Origin of the sequence: Aeromicrobium sp. YIM 150415, from assembly GCF_016918125.1 — a bacterium.
GTDB classification, from domain to species: Bacteria; Actinomycetota; Actinomycetes; order Propionibacteriales; family Nocardioidaceae; genus Aeromicrobium; species Aeromicrobium piscarium.
This window is the reverse complement of record NZ_JAERWM010000029.1, coordinates 58243-73459: the sequence shown is the minus strand read 5'-3', so window position 1 is coordinate 73459 and position 15217 is coordinate 58243. Positions and strand designations below refer to the sequence as shown.

Genomic DNA, 15217 nt, shown 5'->3' with positions numbered 1-15217 from the left:
ATAGTGACAGGTCCACTGTCACGGTCGAGCCGCACCTCCCCGGCCGGGGCGGTGCGTGAGCGTCCATCGGCGGCGTGGGGCGGTGGATCAGCGTCCATCCATAGAGGAGCGATGGACGCCTACTCACCGGGCCGCCCTCACGAATGGACGCCTACTCACCGCCCCAATCGGCGGGATCAGTAACCGAGGAAGCGGTCGGTGCGGATACGGCGTACCCGTCCGCGCAGCTCCCGACGCACCGCGTCGACAGAGGCCGGAGATCCCGAGACATAGACGACCCGCTCCGCGAGATCGGGCACCAGGGCGACCAACTCGTCCCATCCCGGCAGGTCCCCGCTGACCACGTGCGACTCCAGACCCAGCGCGGCGATCTCCTCGGCATAGGGCTGCACCTCCCCCGCACGCACGTGATGGACCAGCCGCACATCGCGGTCCGATCCATCGGCCCGCAACTGACTCATGAACGGCGTGACCCCGATGCCACTGGCGATCAGCAGCACTCCCTCGCCCGGATCGCGAGGCAGCAGGAAGTCGCCGCTCACCCCGGTGGCGGCGAGGCGCGTCCCCGCCGGCAGCGCCGCCAAGGTCTTCTTGAAACTCGAGGCGTCCTCCGGTTCTCGTATCGCGACACAGACCTCGGGCCCTGGGGGCGACGCGATGCTCAACGCCCTCCGCGCTCCGCGCGAGTCCGCGCGACCGTGCGGCACATGCAGCTCCAGGTACTGGCCGGGGGTGAAACGCACGGGCCGGTCGGCATCGAAGCGATACTCGTAGACGCCGCTGCCGAGGGGGCGGCGCTCACGCAAGGTGAGGCCGACGCGGCCGCGTTGACCGAGCGCGAAGGCCGCCAGCCCGGTCACCACGAGGGTCAGCTCGTAGGTGCTCTCGAAGGGGCCGACGGAGATGGTCGACCCGAAGGCGGCGAAGGACCACATCGGATAGGAGAAGACGACACCGGCCGCCGCTGCCACCGCCCACTGCTGCGCGCGACGAGGCGGCAGTGTCAGCGGCTCGCTCAGCATGAAACCGGCGAAGAAGACCAGCGGGTAGGCCGAGAACGCCTGCCGTACCGCGGTACCGAGATCCGTGCCGAAGGCCGTCAGGCCCCACACCGTCAGCGGCGCGGCCACGAGCACGAAGATCAGACCGATGTCCAGCCGGCCGGTGCGATAGAGCACCAGCAGCGCGCCGACGACGGCGACGGGCAGCAGGGTCTCGCTCGCGGCCCACCACGTCGTATAGGGGATGGTGCCGATCCCGGTCGCCCAGGCCAGCAGCATCGCCAGCACCACGCCCGCGGCGGCCGGGTTGACGAGGTGTCGGCGACGCACCGCGATGAGGTACTTCGAGGCCTGTGCCAGTACCGCGATCAGCGCGAGCCACCCGAGCGTGGCCGGCTCAGTGCTGGGCCAGTACAGGAACCACAGCAGCAAGGCCGTGATGATCGCGGAGTCGGCGTGCGGCGCGGCGCCGGCCAGGCGGCCGATCGCCTCATTGGCGACCACCGAGGACGCGACGAGCACGACGAGGGTCAGCAGCATCGCCGACAGGCCGAAGATCCCCGGGTCGAGCCAGCCGGCGGCCGCCGCGACCAGAGCCCAGGCGGCGAGGATGCCCAGGACGCCGATCATCAATCGGTACATCGTGAAGCGGCCGAGCAGGCCTTCGAGTGCGGTCATCGAAAGATCTCCCCGGGCAGTCGGACGGCACGGATGCGCTGGGATCGGTCGATCACCGCGCACCCCACGCCCGGGAACTCCTCGACGACGCGTTCGGGAGCCGCGAAGAAGAGGGCGGTCGCGAGGCCGTCGGCCAGCGCTGCGGAGGGCGCGACCGCCCAGGTGGCGATGATCCCGGACTCGGGCCGGCCGGTGCGGGCATCGAGGACATGGTGCAGATCCTCGCCCCAGGCCCGACGGTTGGTGGCCGAGGCGGCGACCCCGTGCCCCGGCGGCAGCTCGATGATGCCGACGGCTCGGGACGGGTCGGCCGGGTGCTCCATCGCTACGCGCAACGGACCCGGGCCGCGGTGCACGATGTCGCCGCTCGCGTCGACCGTCACGGGCGCTCCGATGAGATCGGCGACGAGATCGGCCAGATACCCCTTGCCGACGGCGCCGATGTCGAGGACGACCGGCTGTCTGGTCTCCACCGTCGATCCGTCGCGGCTCGCCTCCGACCAGCGGAACGCGGGAATCGCCTCACCGCTCGCTGTCAGCGTGTAGTCGGCGTCGTAGCCGAGCCGCTCCAGGCTCGCGCCGACCGCGGGACTGACCGCCCCCTCGGTGAGCGCGTAGAGCTGGTCGTAGAGGTCGAGGATGGCGGGCGCGTGCTCCCCCAGGTCGGCGCGGCCGTCCGAACGGAGCCGGGCCACCTGGGAGTCCTCGCGAAATCGCGACCAGGTGCGGTCGAAGTCGTCGACGAGGGCCGATACCGCGGCTCGATCGATATCGGCAGCCGCGTCGACCCGCCACCGGGTGCCGATCGCGTCGAAGGCCCAGGTGTGCACCGGTCAGGCCCGGGCGTCGTCGGTGATCTGCGCGATCGCGTCGTTGAAGCCGCCGCTGGTGAGCGATGACCCGGAGACCTTGGAGACGTCGAGCTCGGTGATCTTCTTGCCGACGACCTCGGCGTCGATGCCGCTCTCGAACTTGCCCTGGAACTGCTCGGAGTTGCCGCCCTCGGCGTTGCCCTCGACATCGAGGTCCGTGATGGTGCCATCGGCCTCGAGGGTCAGGTCCACGTCGACCGACTGCGTACCACCCGGGGTCTGATAGCTGCCGGTGGCCTCATAGTCGCCCGGGGTGAAGCTGCCGGACTCGGCGCCATCGGCGCTGTCGGCGGGTGACGAGGGGGCCGTGGTGGGCTCAACGCGCTCCGCTTCGGAGCCGCAGGCGGCGGTGAAGAGGGCAGCGGATGCCGCCGCGGTGAGGACGGCTGTTCGGGCGGTGCGGCGCATGGTGACTCCTCGTGAGACTGATTGCGTCGTCAATCAGAACGGTAGGCAGGCCCCTCAAGACGCCGCTGGTGATCTGCTGAGCTTTCGCTGTGAGGACCGACGGCCGCGGCAGCGTCGGAGGGGCGGTGACCTACGCACCCCTCGAGGTCGGCGAGAGGTGCGTATCCCACCGGCGACGTCCCTCGGGCCCGCTGCTCACGGAGGATGTGCTGTCGAGGTTGCTATAGCGACCTCGACAGCACATCCTCCGTCTAGGCTTTCGGCATGAGCGCGACGCACCCGGGCGAGCCCCACGACTCCGGCCGACGCGCACAGCGACTCAACTGGCTGAGGGCGGGAGTCCTCGGCGCCAACGACGGCATCGTCTCCGTGGCTGCCGTGGTGGTCGGCGTGGCGAGCGCCACCACCGGCACGGGGGCGATCGTCACGGCGGGAACCGCGGCCGTCGTCGGCGGTGCCCTGTCGATGGCCCTCGGCGAGTACGTCTCCGTCAGCAGTCAGCGCGACAGCGAGCGCGCCATGATCGTCAAGGAGACATCGGAGCTGGCCGACTTCCCCGACGAGGAGCTCGACGAGCTGACCGAGCTCCTGTCCCGCCGAGGCTTGCAGCCCCAGACCGCCGCGCAGGTCGCCCGCGAGCTGACGGAGCACGATGCGCTCGAGGCGCATCTGGCCGTGGAGCTCGGCATCGACGCCGACGACCTGGTCAACCCCTGGCACGCGGCGATCTCCTCGGCGATCGCCTTCACCCTCGGCGCGGCGCTGCCGATGGCGGCCATCGTGCTGCCGCCCGAGCCCTGGCGCGTCCCGGCGACCTTCATCGCCGTGCTGATCGCCCTCGCGCTGACGGGAGTCACCAGCGCGACGATCGGCGGGGCACCGCGTGCGCGAGCCGCGCTGCGACTGGTCATCGGCGGTGCGCTCGCGCTGACGGCCACGTCGCTGATCGGCAACCTCCTGGGCACCACCGTCGGCTGAGCTCCCGGAAACCCGTTGAGCGTGGGGGCACCTCCCACACTCAACGAGGACGGGGAGGCGGTCACTCGGTGGGGAACGGCGAACGGCGGCGACGGATTTCACATCGCGGACAGGTTCTGGAGGTTGTGGTCACCGCGTTAGGCTGGCCTAAGGCCCACTGGGCAGTTTTGTCGTGTATTCCAGGAGTGACATGAGCAGGAAGTTGCGGGTCGCCGTCGTCGGCGCCGGTCCGGCCGGCGTCTACGCCGCCGACATCCTCACCAAGAACGAGGACGTCGACGCGACGGTGGACCTCATCGACCGCGATCCCACCCCCTTCGGCCTGATCCGCTACGGCGTCGCGCCGGACCACCCGCGGATCAAGGAGATCGTCAAGGCGCTCAAGCGCGTCATGGCCAATCCCGATATCCGCTTCTTCGGCAATGTGGCCTTCGGCGATGACATCAAGCTGGAGGATCTGCGTCAGTTCTACGACGCCGTCGTCTTCGCGACCGGCGCCCGCCGCGACCGCGAGCTCGACATCCCCGGCATCGACCTCGACGGCTCCTACGGCGCCGCGGACTTCGTCTACTGGTACGACGGGCACCCCGATGTGGCGCGCGACTGGGACTTCCAGCCGCACGCCAAGGAGGTCGCGGTGCTCGGCGTCGGCAATGTCGGCCTCGACGTCAGCCGCATCCTGGCCAAGACGGCCGAGGAGCTGCTCGTCACCGAGATCCCCGAGAACGTCTACGAGGGCCTGAAGAAGAACGCCACCACCGATGTCCACGTGTTCGCGCGGCGCGGCCCGGCGCAGGTCAAGTTCACGCCGATGGAGCTGCGCGAGCTGAGCCACAGCCCGAATATCGATGTCATCGTGCACCCGGAGGGCTTCGAGTTCGACGAGGGCTCGATGGAGGCGCTCAAGGCCGCCAAGAGCCAGAAGCTCGTCGTCGACGTGCTGACCAAGTACCTGGCCACCGAGCCCAGCGGGGCGCCGCACCGCATCCACATCCACTTCTGCCAGAGCCCCGTCGAGGTACTCGGCGAGGACGGCAGGGTCGTGGGTCTGCGCACCGAGATCACCGAGCTCGACGGCACCGGCAATGTCCGCGGCACGGGCGAGTTCAAGGACTGGCCGATCCAGGCGGTCTACCGGGCGATCGGGTACTACTCCGATGTGCTCGCGGGCCTGCCCTTCGACGCGGCGGCCGGCGTGGTGCCCAATGACGGCGGCCACGCCATCGACCTCGACGGCTCCCCGATCCCCGGGGTCTACGTCACCGGGTGGATCAAGCGCGGGCCGGTGGGCCTCATCGGACACACCAAGTCCGATGCGGCGCAGACCATCGGCATGCTGGTCGACGATATCGACGCCCTCGAGGCTCCCGAGCACGCCGAGCCCGAGGCCTTCGACCGCTACCTCGACTCGCGCGGCCTGGAGTACACGACGTGGGAGGGCTGGGAGAAGCTCGACGCCCACGAGCTCGGACTCGGCGACGCCCACGAGACCGAGCGCGAGCGCGTCAAGGTCGTGCCTCGCGAGGACATGGTCCGCATCGCCCGCGCCTGACCGTCGCGCACACGCAACGGCCCGCCTCCCCTCCGGGAGGCGGGCCGTTCTGTGTCTTGTCCCTGCGCCGTCGGCGGTAGACCATCAACGTTATCGAGGCCCGATTCGGTTGATGACCTACCGCCGACGAATGGGAAGAGTTGATGGCCTACCGCCACCGAGGTGAGCGCCGGGACCGGGGCGGGGACGCGTCAGCCGCGGAGGGCAGCGACCACGTTCTCGACGGTCAGCCCGACCTCGGCCTGCACGTCCTCGGCATCGCCGGAGGCGCCGAAGCGGTCCACCGTGACGAATCCGGCGCCGCGGCCCACCACCTCGGCCCAGCCGAAGGACGACGCCGCCTCCACGACCACCGCGCGGATGCCCGGAGGGAGAAGGGCATCGCGCTCGGCGGCCGGACGCGCCAGGAACCACTCCCGGCACGGCATCGACACCACGCGCACGGCGATCTCGTCCGAGATCGAGCGGGCCGCCTCCACCGCGAGCGCCACCTCGCTGCCGGTCGCCACGACGACCACCTCGGGCTCGGCCTCCGGCTCGAGGACGGCGTAGGCACCGGCGCGGACCCCGGCCTCCACCACGACATCGTCGGCGTCCAGCACCGGCACGTTCTGACGCGCCAGGACCAGGCCCATCGGCCTCGTCCGGCGCTCGGCGGCCAGGCGCCAGGCGACCGCGGTCTCCTTGGCATCGGCCGGGCGCACGACATCGAGCCCCGGCATCGCCCGCAAGGACGCGAGGTGCTCGATCGGCTGATGGGTCGGCCCGTCAGCCCCGAGGGCGACGGAGTCGTGGGTCCAGACATAGGTCACCGGCAACCCCATGAGCGCCGCCAGGCGGATCGCGCCGCGCATGTAGTCGCTGAACACCAGGAAGGTGCCGACATAGGGCAGCGAGCCGCCCGCGAGGGCGATGCCGTTGGCGATCGCGGCCATCGCGTGCTCGCGGACGCCGAAGTGCACGATGCGGCCGTCACGGCTCTCGGGGAGGAACGACACCTCGCCGGGGATCGTGGTCTTGTTGCTGTCGCCGAGGTCGGCCGAGCCACCCCACAGCTGCGGCAGTTGCGGGGCCAGGGCGGCGAGGCAGGCACCGGACGCGGAACGCGTCGCCACGGACGTCCCGGCCTCGAAGGCCGGCACCTCGACGGTCCCCGGGTCGCCGATGACGGCATCCCACCGACTCGCGCGCTCGGGCTCACGCTCGCGCCAGCGCGCGTCGAGCTCGTCCCAGGCGCGATGTATCCGCGCGCCCTCCTCGCGGCGGTCGGCCCGCGCGCGGACCTCGTCGCTGACCACGAAGGTGGCCGCGGGATCGAGGCCGAGGGCGATCTTGGTGGCGGCCGCCTCGTCGCCGCCGAGGGGTGAGCCATGGGCGCCGGGGGTGTTGATGGCATTCGGCGCCGGCCAGGCGATCTGCGATCGCAGCACGATGATGGAGGGTCGCGCCGTCTCATCGCGCGCCGCGGTCATGGCCGCGTCCAGTGCGGCGACGTCGATATCGCCGTCCTCGGCGAGGCCGACGTGCTGGACGTGCCAGCCCTGGGCCTCGAAGCGCGCAGCGATGTCCTCACCGGTGGTCAGCGAGGTCTCGCCCTCGATCTGGATGCGATTGTCGTCGAAGACGACGTTCAGCGCGCCCAGCTCATGGCGTCCGGCGAGCGCTCCGGCCTCATAGGAGATGCCCTCCTGCAGATCGCCGTCACTGCACAGCACCCAGACGGCACGGTCGAAGGGAGACTCTCCCGCCGGCGCCTCCGGATCGAAGAGCGCCCGCTGTCGGGCGAATCCCATGGCCATCCCCACGGAGGAGGCGAGACCCTGTCCGAGCGGTCCGGTGGTCATCTCGACGCCCACCGTGTGCCCGTACTCGGGGTGCCCGGCCGTCCGGCTGCCGATCCTGCGGAAGCTGCGCAGGTCGTCGAGGGTCAGGTCGTAGCCGCTCAGGTACAGCTGCACGTACTGCAGGATGCTGGCGTGTCCACAGGACAGCACGAAGCGGTCCCGTCCGGCCCACTGCGGGTCGGCCGGGTCGTGGCGCAGGTGCCGCCCGTACAGCAGCTGCGCCACCGGGGTGAGCGCCAGCGCGGTGCCCGGGTGGCCGGAGCCGGCCCGTTCGACGGCGTCGATGCTCAGGCCGCGCGCGGTCGTGACGACCTCCGTGTCGAGCACCGGCGAGGTCGTGGACGTGATGGTCATCGAGCAGTTCCTCCAACGGATGGTGTGGACAGCCACGCGTCGATCCGCGCGGCGACGGCGTCGGGCGTCAAGCCGAAGGCCTCACGCATCTCATCGCCGGTGGCGGACATGCCGAACACATCGGGGGTGCCGATGCGTTCGACGCGAGCACCCTGGGGGCCGACGACACCGCAGACGGCGTCCCCGAGCCCCCCGATGACGCTGTGGTTCTCAACGGTGACGACGAGCTCGCAGCCGGACGCCGCCGCACGGATCCCGTCTGCGTCGAGCGGCTTGAGCGACGGGAGGTGGACGACGCGCGCGCCGATCCCACGGTCGGCCAGGGCATCGGCGGCATCGCGACCGAGCGATGCGGTCGATCCCTCCGTCACGATCAGCGCCCGGCCGCCATGGTCGGCGATCACCTCGTGCCCGCCCGGAGCGAACTCGGCGTCGGGGTCGTAGAGCTGAGCGACAGGGTGCCGGCCCACCCGGATGTAGACCGGGTGCTCGCGCTGACGCACCGCCCAGGCGATCGCGTTCGCGGTCTGGGCCGAGTCGGCCGGGGTCAGGACGACGAGCTCGGGGATCGCGCGCGCCAGCGCGAGATCCTCCAGGCACTGGTGGGTGCCGCCGTCCGGCCCCATGTCGACGCCCGGGTGCGTGCCGATCACGACCACCGGCGCACCGGCATAGGCCGCTTGCCGCAACTGGGTCCACGGCAGTGCGAGCGCGAACATCGCCATCGACACGAACACCGGCCGGACGCCCGTGTACGAGAGTCCGGTGGCGACCCCCATCGCGTTCTGTTCAGCCACGCCGAGCTGCACCAGGCGGTCCGGATGCGCGTCCTCGACGGGACCCAAACGGGTCGACAGGCCGAGATCGCCATCGAGGACGACGACGTCCTCACCCGCCTCGATGAGCTCGACCAGGGTCGATCCGATCATCTCGCGTGGAGCCCGCAGGTCTCCGTATACATCGGTCTTCGCCGCCATGTCGCCTACCCTTCGCCGATCTCGTCGAGTGCCCGGCGCAGTTCGTCGTCGTCGAGGCCGCGCGAGTGCCATTCGCGGACGTTCTCCATGAAGGAGACGCCGTGTCCCTTGACCGTGCGCGCGACGACCGCGCCGGGTCGCGAGTCGGCGCGCACCTCGTCAAGCGCCGCGCCGAAGGCGATCGGATCGTGGCCTTCGGCCTCGACCGTCGCCCAGCCGAAGCTCTCGAGCTTCGCGGCCAGCGGCTCCAGCCCCATGATCCGGCCGACCGGGCCGTGCTGGGTGAGGCCGTTGGCGTCGACCACCACGGTCAGATCGCCGATGCCGTGGTGCGCGGCGGCCATGAGCGCCTCCCACGACTGGCCCTCGTGCAGATCGCCTTCGCCGGCCACGGCCCAGACGTGACGTCCCGAGTCGCGTCGGCGCTCACCCATGGCGATGCCGAGCGCGACGGAGAGGCCCTGCCCCAGGTGCCCGGTCGAGACCTGCACACCGGGGGTCTTACGACGATCCGGGTGTCCCTGCAGGCTCGAGCCCAGGTGCCGATAGCTGGCGAGCTCGGACTCGTCCAGATCGCCCAGCTCGACGAGCATCGCGTAGAGCGCCGGGACCGCGTGGCCCTTGGCGAGCACCAGCCAGTCGCGGAGGTCGGCGTCGCCGGTGAAGCGACCCTTGTCGAGCATGATCACGGCCAGCAGGTCGATGACCGAGAGCGAGCCCCCCGGGTGTCCGGCCTGCGCGTCGTGGATCATTCGCAGGATGCGGCCACGCAGCGCAGGTAGTCGCGCGGAGGCCTCGCTGCTCAGTACTGTCACTGCTCGGCCCCCTCGGTGGCCACCGCGCGACGCGACTTCTCACGACGGTCGATGCCGAAGACGACCGCCGCGATCGCGGCGACGACCGCGAACGTGATGGCGATGCCGACGCCGGTGCCGAGCTGCAGGACCTGGTAGAGCGGCCAGCCCACGGCGGTGAAGTCGGTCTCGGGGAAGGACGAGCCCTGCAGGCCGACGCTGTCCATGATCGGGTAGATCAGCTGGGGGCCGAGCGAGATGAGCACGCCGACGATCGCCGAGCCCGTCACGGCACCCTTCCAGCCGCCGGTCGCGTTGCCGAAGACCGCTGCCGTGCCACCGATGAAGAAGTACGGGATGGCGACGGGGATGATGACGGTCCAGCCGAGGCCGATGTAGAGGCCCATCATGACCAGGCCGGCCGCGTACGAGGTGAGGAAGCCGACGATGACGGCGGTCGGGGCGTAGGGGAAGACTGCCGGGCAGTCGAGTGCCGGGCGCACCCCGGGGACGACCTTCTCGGAGATGCCGAGGAAGGCCGGGACGATCTCGCCGAGGAACATCCGCACACCGGTGATGATGATGTAGACGGCGGCCGCGAAGGTGAGCGCCTGGATGAGCGGGAAGACCAGCCAGTTGGTGCCGCCGGCCAGCTCATCGGTCACGCCCTTGCCGGCCGCGACGGTCGCGATGTAGAAGAACACCACCATGGTCAGCGCGATCGAGGCCACGTAGTCGCGGAAGAAGCCGAGGCTCTTCGGCAGCTTGATGTTCTCGGTGCTCTTGGCCGGGTCGCCGACCTTGCCGCCGAGCCAGGAGCTGAAGGCGTAGCCGATCGTGACGTAGTGGCCGATGCCGATGTCGTCGGTCCCGGTCACCTTCGGCATCGCATTGCGGCAGAGCCACGGGAAGAAGGCGGCGAAGAAGCCGAGCAGCAGACCGCCCACGACGACGGTGACCAGATCGGATGCGCCCGAGGCGGACAGCACGATCGCCAGGATCGCGGAGAAGAAGAGATTGTGCTGACCCGTGAGGAAGACGTACTTCATCGGGGTGAGACGGGCGACCAGCAGGTTGGCCAGCAGGCCGATCACCATGATGATCGCGGTCTGCGTGCCGAAGCTGGTCAGCGCGAGGGCGGTGACGCCCTCGGAGATCGGCAGCACGCCGTCGATGCCGAAGCCCTCGGAGAAGAGGGTCTGGAAGTTGCCGAGCGTGGCCACCGCGGCCGCCGCACCGACACCGAAGATCAAGAACCCGACGATGGTCTTGACCGTGCCTGCGAAGACGTCGGGGAACGCCTTCTTCTGCAATACCAGGCCGACCAGCGCGAACAGGCCGACCAGGAACGCCGCGTCACCGAGGATATCGGTGACGATCACCTTGAGGATGTCCATCCTTCTGCCTTTCTACGACTCCCGCAGCGGTGGGAGTGCTCAGTCCTCGCCGTCGCTCTTGGACGCGAGGTAGTCCTCGAGGGCGGAGGCGATCTCGGCCTTGTCGAGGATGTTCTTGATGCCGATGACGGTCGCCGGCACATTGGTGAGGGTGGGGGCCAGATCGAGGCCGGCCACGATGACGTCGGCGCCGGAGGAGCGCGCGCTCGAGGCGAGGTCCGAGCTGACGTCGAAGGGAAGCTTCTGCGCGCCGACCACCTGGTCGACCATCATCTTGAGGATCATCGAGCTCCCCATGCCCGTGCCGCAGACGACCAGCAGTTTCTCGTTCATGTCAGTTCTCCTCGGTGAGATGGGCGACGACGTCACGCAGCTCGGCGCTGGTGCGCGCGGCGGCGATCCGATCGACGGCGTCGGGGTGGGTGAAGATGGCGCCGATGGCGCCGAGCAGGTCGAGATGGCCGGTCGCGTCGACCGCGGTCAGGCCGAGGGCGACCCGGACGGGGTCATTGGTGGAGTGGCCGAACTCGATCGGTGTCCGTGGGGTGACCAGGACGAGGCCGGGGGCGCGAGCCCCCTCCTCGGGGCGCGCGTGGAGCAACGCCAGTCCGGGGGCGATGACGAGGTAGGGGCCGTTGGTCTCGACATTGCGGATCATCGCGCCGGTGTAGGACGGTTCGGCGACATCGGCGTCGACCAGAAGCTCGCCGACGGTCTCGGTGAGCTCTCGCCAGTCCTTCGCGGCGGCGCCCAGGACGATGCCGTCCTCGGGGAGGAGATCGAGCAACTCAGTCATGACGGCACCCGCCAGAGAACAACCACACGATACGCGGGCGCCGCCATGACGCCCCCGTCGTTCCCTCGCTCCGCTCGGTCATGACAGCTCCTTGCCGCTCTGGGAGACCACTTCGAACTCCACCTGGTTGACATCGGGACGAAGACGCGAGAAACCGAACAGCAGCGGATCACCGCCCGGATCGAAGACGGTCGACTCGACGACCAGCAGCGGCGAGTCGGCGGGCACGTCGAGCCGCTCGGCCTCGTCGGCGTCCGCCTCCCCGATCGAGACCGCGAGCCGGGCCCGGGCGAGCTCGATGCCGAGCTCGCGGCGCAGGAACTCATAGAGCGAGCCCGTGTTGAAGTCGTTATCGGCGACCGCCGCGAAGCGCTCGGCCGGCAGGAAGGTGTGCACGATGTGGTTCGGGGCGCCGTCGACAGTGCGGAGCCGCACGAGCTCGACGAGGGACGATGCGGGAGGCAGGTCCAGCAACTCGGCGATGCGGGGCGGGGCCGCGATGACGCGCTGGGTCAGGACCTCGCTGCCGACCTCGTGCCCCCGCTCGGCCATCTCGCTGTAGAAGCCGCCGATGCGGTGGTTGAAGCTCTCGCTGTAGCGGTGCGGATGCATCGGCTGCGAGACGAAGGTGCCGCGTCCCTGCTCGCGTACCAGCAGGTCCTGGTCGACCAGGCCGTCGATCGCCTTGCGCAGGGTGATGCGGCTGGCACCGTATTCCTCGCACAGGACGTGCTCGGGGGGCAGCGGATCACCGACGCTCATGGACTCGATGCGCCGGCGCAAGTGGTCCCGGATCTCCAGGTACTTGATGGCCAATGTAATACCAATCTAAGACATCATAACGACATGACATCTGGAGGGTAGCATCAGCGTGTCCCCCGTCACAAGGGTGAGTCGGGGTGACCTTCGATCAGCGATGCAACTCGCGATGAGGGCAGCGGTGACCGTAGCGCAGCCGAAGGGGGCTCCCCCGAGCTCCTGCTCCTCGACGAGACCGCGGATCCGGAAACCGTGCTGCCCTTCAGCAACGGCGGATCCGTACCCTTGTCCTGCACCGTGACCGTCGACAGCCTCAGCCCGACGGATGACGCGGCGGTCGTGGTGGCCGTCGGCCTCGACGGCGACGCCGATGACAACGCCCAGGAACGCGAGACGCCGCGGCCCCGCTCAGCCCAGATGCCGCGCGAAGAAGCGCGCCGCGTCGTCTCCCGCGAACCGGGGGACGCCCGTATGTCCGCCCAGATTGGCGTACAGCGTCTTCTCCCTGGAGCCGAAGGCATCGAACAGGTCCAGCGCGGCCTGTCGGTCGTTCCCCTCGTCGTCCCACTGCAGCAGGACATGCAGGGGGATGGTGACCCGACGAGCCTCCTCGATGATGGAACGGGGCACGAAGCTCCCGGCGAACAGGCCCGCGGCCGCGATACGCGGCTCGACGACCGCCAGACGAGTGGCGATGGCGATCACCCCGCCGGAGAATCCGACGGGTCCCCTGAGCTCGGGCAGGTTCAACAGGTCGTCCAAGGCGGACCGCCATTCCGGGACCGCCTGTTCGACCAACGGGAGGATCAGGCGATCGACGACCTCCTCGCTCGGCCGCTCGCCTTCAGCGAGGGCCTCCCGCAGATCGGCGCGTGCCTGGGTCGTCGACGCCGAGGCAGGGCGCTCACCGCTGCCGGGAAGCTCGATCGTCGCGGCGGCGAACCCCTCCGCGACCGAGCCTCGAGCCCGGTCCACCAGTCGTGGGTACAGCTGCCTCAGCCCACCGGGATGGCCCACCAGGATGAGCGGGACCGGCTCCGAGACCGAAGCCCCCGGAGGCGTCCAGAGGATTCCCGGGATCTCACCCAGGGAGAAGGTCCGTTCGATGATGCCGGCGTCGAGGCGCCGTTCGGAGGTGATGCGCATGGTCGTGCCTTTCGGGAGTGCGTCTGAGCGGCGCTCCCGGACGACCTATCGTCCGACCGTGACCTCCACGAGGAGCGCCCACGTCGATCCGTGCATGGGTATCCCTCCTCGTGGTGTGGTTCGGAGTTGAAAGTCTACCGGCGGCCGCGGCGGCGGACCATCGTGATCAGCTCGCCCCGGTCGCGATCCGGATGACGGTGACCCGGCAGGTCGGTTCCTCGCCGTTCGGCGGTATCTCCGCGATCTCGAAGGTCGCCGACTCCCCCGGCTGCACCTGGTCGAGCAGCGTCGACTTCGCGTTGCCGGCGTCGCTGTCCGCGACGAGCACCGTGACCTGGTAGCTCTCCGACGTCTCCTCGCCGTTGGCGATCACACCGGTCGCCGACCACTGACCCTCCTCGTCGGCCTGGCAGGTGAAGCTGGTCAGCGCTCCCATGTCGGGCTCGCCCTCGGCGAGCCCGGACTCGGCACTCTCGGTGGGCTCACTGGGCTGGGGTTGCGGGTCCTCGCCGCTGCATCCGGCGAGCACGACCGCCACCATCAGACCAGCCGTCATCGCCCTCACACGTCGCACCGTCCCATCCCATCACGAGGCCCTCTGCCGGCCGGTCATCCCGCGCCGTAGAATCGAACATGAGGATTCCCTCATCTAAGGAGTGGCATGACGATCGAACGTATGGGTGTCATCGGCGGCGGGCTGATGGGCTCGGGCATCGCCGAGGTGAACGCGCGAGCAGGACTCGATGTCGTGCTCGTGGAGATCTCCGACGAGGCGGCCAACGCTGCCCGTGGACGCATCGAGGGCTCGCTGCGCAAGGCCGAGCAGCGGGGCAAGATCACCGCCGACGACCTCGCCGCGACCCTGGACCGTATCCATCCGACGTCCGACCTGGGAGCTCTCGCGGACCGTCAGCTCGTCGTCGAGGCCGCCAGCGAGAACGAGCAGGTCAAGCTCGACCTCTTCACCAAGGTCGGCTCGATCCTCGACGACGACGATGCGATCCTCGCGTCCAACACCTCGTCGATCCCGATCGTCAAGCTTGGAGCCGTCTCCGGCCGCGCCAACCACGTCATGGGCGTGCACTTCTTCAACCCCGCGCCGGTCATGAAGCTCGTCGAGCTGATCCCCTCGCTCACCACGGCGCCCGCGACGCTGGACCGGATGCGCTCCTACGTCACCGACAGCCTCGGCAAGCGCCCGATCGACGCGACCGACCGCGCGGGCTTCATCGTCAACTCGCTGCTCGTGCCCTATCTGCTCTCGGCGATCCGCATGTACGAGGCGGGATACGCCTCGGCCGAGGACATCGACCAGGGCATGGTGCTGGGCTGCGGTCACCCGATGGGGCCCCTGGCGCTGAGCGATCTCATCGGCCTCGACACGATCCAGGCGATCGGCGAGTCGATGTACGAGGAGTTCAAGGAGCCCCTCTACTCCCCGCCGCCGCTGCTGGACCGGATGGTCGACGCCGGCCTGCTGGGCAAGAAGTCGGGCCAGGGCTTCTACCCCTACGACTCGTGACGGTGACCGGCCTGGCCGGTCCGCACAGCGCGACGGGTGGTTCACCACCCACCGCCATCTGCCACCACACGATCGCGGTGACCCATCAACCAGCGCGGTCACAGCCGTGGTTGGCTACTCACCGACTCCGGTCGAGGTC

The 15217-nt window shown here is 69.6% G+C and carries 15 protein-coding genes; 3 read left to right on the top strand and 12 right to left on the bottom strand.

Going from position 1 to position 15217, the window contains the following annotated elements; all coding sequences use genetic code 11:
* Positions 1–176 precede the first annotated feature (176 nt).
* From JL108_RS17555 to JL108_RS17545, 3 genes are read right to left on the bottom strand one after another with little or no spacing between them, the layout of a single operon-like run.
* A complete protein-coding gene (locus JL108_RS17555) occupies positions 177–1679 on the bottom strand; it encodes a ferredoxin--NADP reductase (protein WP_205199421.1) in 1503 nt (500 codons plus the stop codon).
* Complete coding sequence (locus JL108_RS17550; protein ID WP_205199420.1) at positions 1676–2509, bottom strand: FAD:protein FMN transferase; 834 nt, start codon at positions 2507–2509, stop codon at positions 1676–1678. Before JL108_RS17550 ends, JL108_RS17555 begins: the two co-directional genes overlap by 4 nt.
* Positions 2510–2512: 3 nt before the next feature.
* Positions 2513–2959 carry an FMN-binding protein gene (locus tag JL108_RS17545; protein WP_205199419.1) on the bottom strand — a complete coding sequence of 149 codons (447 nt, stop codon included), beginning with the start codon at positions 2957–2959 and terminating at the stop codon, positions 2513–2515.
* 264 nt (positions 2960–3223) lie between these two features.
* Between JL108_RS17545 and JL108_RS17540 the strand changes: the two genes are divergently transcribed.
* Positions 3224–3937 carry a VIT family protein gene (locus tag JL108_RS17540; RefSeq protein ID WP_143913655.1) on the top strand — a complete coding sequence of 238 codons (714 nt, stop codon included), beginning with the start codon at positions 3224–3226 and terminating at the stop codon, positions 3935–3937.
* A 190-nt stretch (positions 3938–4127) separates the two neighbouring features.
* On the top strand, positions 4128–5489 hold the full coding sequence (locus tag JL108_RS17535) for an FAD-dependent oxidoreductase (RefSeq protein ID WP_205199418.1): 1362 nt from the start codon (positions 4128–4130) through the stop codon (positions 5487–5489).
* Positions 5490–5680: 191 nt separating this feature from the next.
* Here JL108_RS17535 and JL108_RS17530 read toward each other — a convergent pair whose 3' ends face one another.
* The 9 genes from JL108_RS17530 to JL108_RS17490 form a co-directional block, all read right to left on the bottom strand.
* Positions 5681–7687, bottom strand: coding sequence for a transketolase (locus JL108_RS17530; RefSeq protein ID WP_205199417.1), 2007 nt, complete (start codon positions 7685–7687; stop codon positions 5681–5683).
* On the bottom strand, positions 7684–8664 hold the full coding sequence (locus JL108_RS17525; protein ID WP_205199416.1) for a transketolase family protein: 981 nt from the start codon (positions 8662–8664) through the stop codon (positions 7684–7686). Before JL108_RS17525 ends, JL108_RS17530 begins: the two co-directional genes overlap by 4 nt.
* 5 nt (positions 8665–8669) lie before the next feature.
* On the bottom strand, positions 8670–9479 hold the full coding sequence (locus JL108_RS17520) for a transketolase (protein ID WP_205199415.1): 810 nt from the start codon (positions 9477–9479) through the stop codon (positions 8670–8672).
* A complete protein-coding gene (locus tag JL108_RS17515) occupies positions 9476–10855 on the bottom strand; it encodes a PTS ascorbate transporter subunit IIC (protein ID WP_143913659.1) in 1380 nt (459 codons plus the stop codon). The genes JL108_RS17520 and JL108_RS17515 overlap by 4 nt, the downstream gene beginning before the upstream one ends.
* A 39-nt stretch (positions 10856–10894) precedes the next feature.
* On the bottom strand, positions 10895–11188 hold the full coding sequence (locus tag JL108_RS17510) for a PTS sugar transporter subunit IIB (protein WP_205199414.1): 294 nt from the start codon (positions 11186–11188) through the stop codon (positions 10895–10897).
* A gap of 1 nt (position 11189) precedes the next feature.
* On the bottom strand, positions 11190–11651 hold the full coding sequence (locus JL108_RS17505; RefSeq protein WP_205199413.1) for a PTS sugar transporter subunit IIA: 462 nt from the start codon (positions 11649–11651) through the stop codon (positions 11190–11192).
* Between the two features lie 78 nt (positions 11652–11729).
* Positions 11730–12467, bottom strand: a complete 738-nt coding sequence (locus JL108_RS17500; RefSeq protein WP_205199412.1) for a GntR family transcriptional regulator — start codon at positions 12465–12467, stop codon at positions 11730–11732.
* 351 nt (positions 12468–12818) lie between these two features.
* Complete coding sequence (locus JL108_RS17495) at positions 12819–13556, bottom strand: dienelactone hydrolase family protein (protein WP_205199411.1); 738 nt, start codon at positions 13554–13556, stop codon at positions 12819–12821.
* Between the two features lie 166 nt (positions 13557–13722).
* Complete coding sequence (locus tag JL108_RS17490; RefSeq protein WP_205199410.1) at positions 13723–14112, bottom strand: hypothetical protein; 390 nt, start codon at positions 14110–14112, stop codon at positions 13723–13725.
* A 105-nt stretch (positions 14113–14217) separates the two neighbouring features.
* On the opposite strand from JL108_RS17490, the gene JL108_RS17485 reads away from it, so the two are divergent.
* Entirely contained in the window at positions 14218–15078 is an 861-nt protein-coding gene (locus JL108_RS17485; RefSeq protein ID WP_205199409.1) for a 3-hydroxybutyryl-CoA dehydrogenase, read from the top strand.
* Positions 15079–15217: the final 139 nt, after the last annotated feature.

What these genes read in the sequence shown, in the direction of transcription:
- JL108_RS17555 (WP_205199421.1), bottom strand. Translation starts at nt 1,679, where the DNA reads ATGACCGCACTCGAAGGCCTGCTCGGCCGCTTCACGATGTACCGATTG.
- JL108_RS17530 (WP_205199417.1), bottom strand. Translation starts at nt 7,687, where the DNA reads ATGACCATCACGTCCACGACCTCGCCGGTGCTCGACACGGAGGTCGTC.
- JL108_RS17525 (WP_205199416.1), bottom strand. Translation starts at nt 8,664, where the DNA reads ATGGCGGCGAAGACCGATGTATACGGAGACCTGCGGGCTCCACGCGAG.
- JL108_RS17495 (WP_205199411.1), bottom strand. Translation starts at nt 13,556, where the DNA reads ATGCGCATCACCTCCGAACGGCGCCTCGACGCCGGCATCATCGAACGG.
- JL108_RS17540 (WP_143913655.1), top strand. Translation starts at nt 3,224, where the DNA reads ATGAGCGCGACGCACCCGGGCGAGCCCCACGACTCCGGCCGACGCGCA.
- JL108_RS17510 (WP_205199414.1), bottom strand. Translation starts at nt 11,188, where the DNA reads ATGAACGAGAAACTGCTGGTCGTCTGCGGCACGGGCATGGGGAGCTCG.
- JL108_RS17490 (WP_205199410.1), bottom strand. Translation starts at nt 14,112, where the DNA reads ATGACGGCTGGTCTGATGGTGGCGGTCGTGCTCGCCGGATGCAGCGGC.
- JL108_RS17505 (WP_205199413.1), bottom strand. Translation starts at nt 11,651, where the DNA reads ATGACTGAGTTGCTCGATCTCCTCCCCGAGGACGGCATCGTCCTGGGC.
- JL108_RS17485 (WP_205199409.1), top strand. Translation starts at nt 14,218, where the DNA reads ATGACGATCGAACGTATGGGTGTCATCGGCGGCGGGCTGATGGGCTCG.
- JL108_RS17545 (WP_205199419.1), bottom strand. Translation starts at nt 2,959, where the DNA reads ATGCGCCGCACCGCCCGAACAGCCGTCCTCACCGCGGCGGCATCCGCT.
- JL108_RS17535 (WP_205199418.1), top strand. Translation starts at nt 4,128, where the DNA reads ATGAGCAGGAAGTTGCGGGTCGCCGTCGTCGGCGCCGGTCCGGCCGGC.
- JL108_RS17515 (WP_143913659.1), bottom strand. Translation starts at nt 10,855, where the DNA reads ATGGACATCCTCAAGGTGATCGTCACCGATATCCTCGGTGACGCGGCG.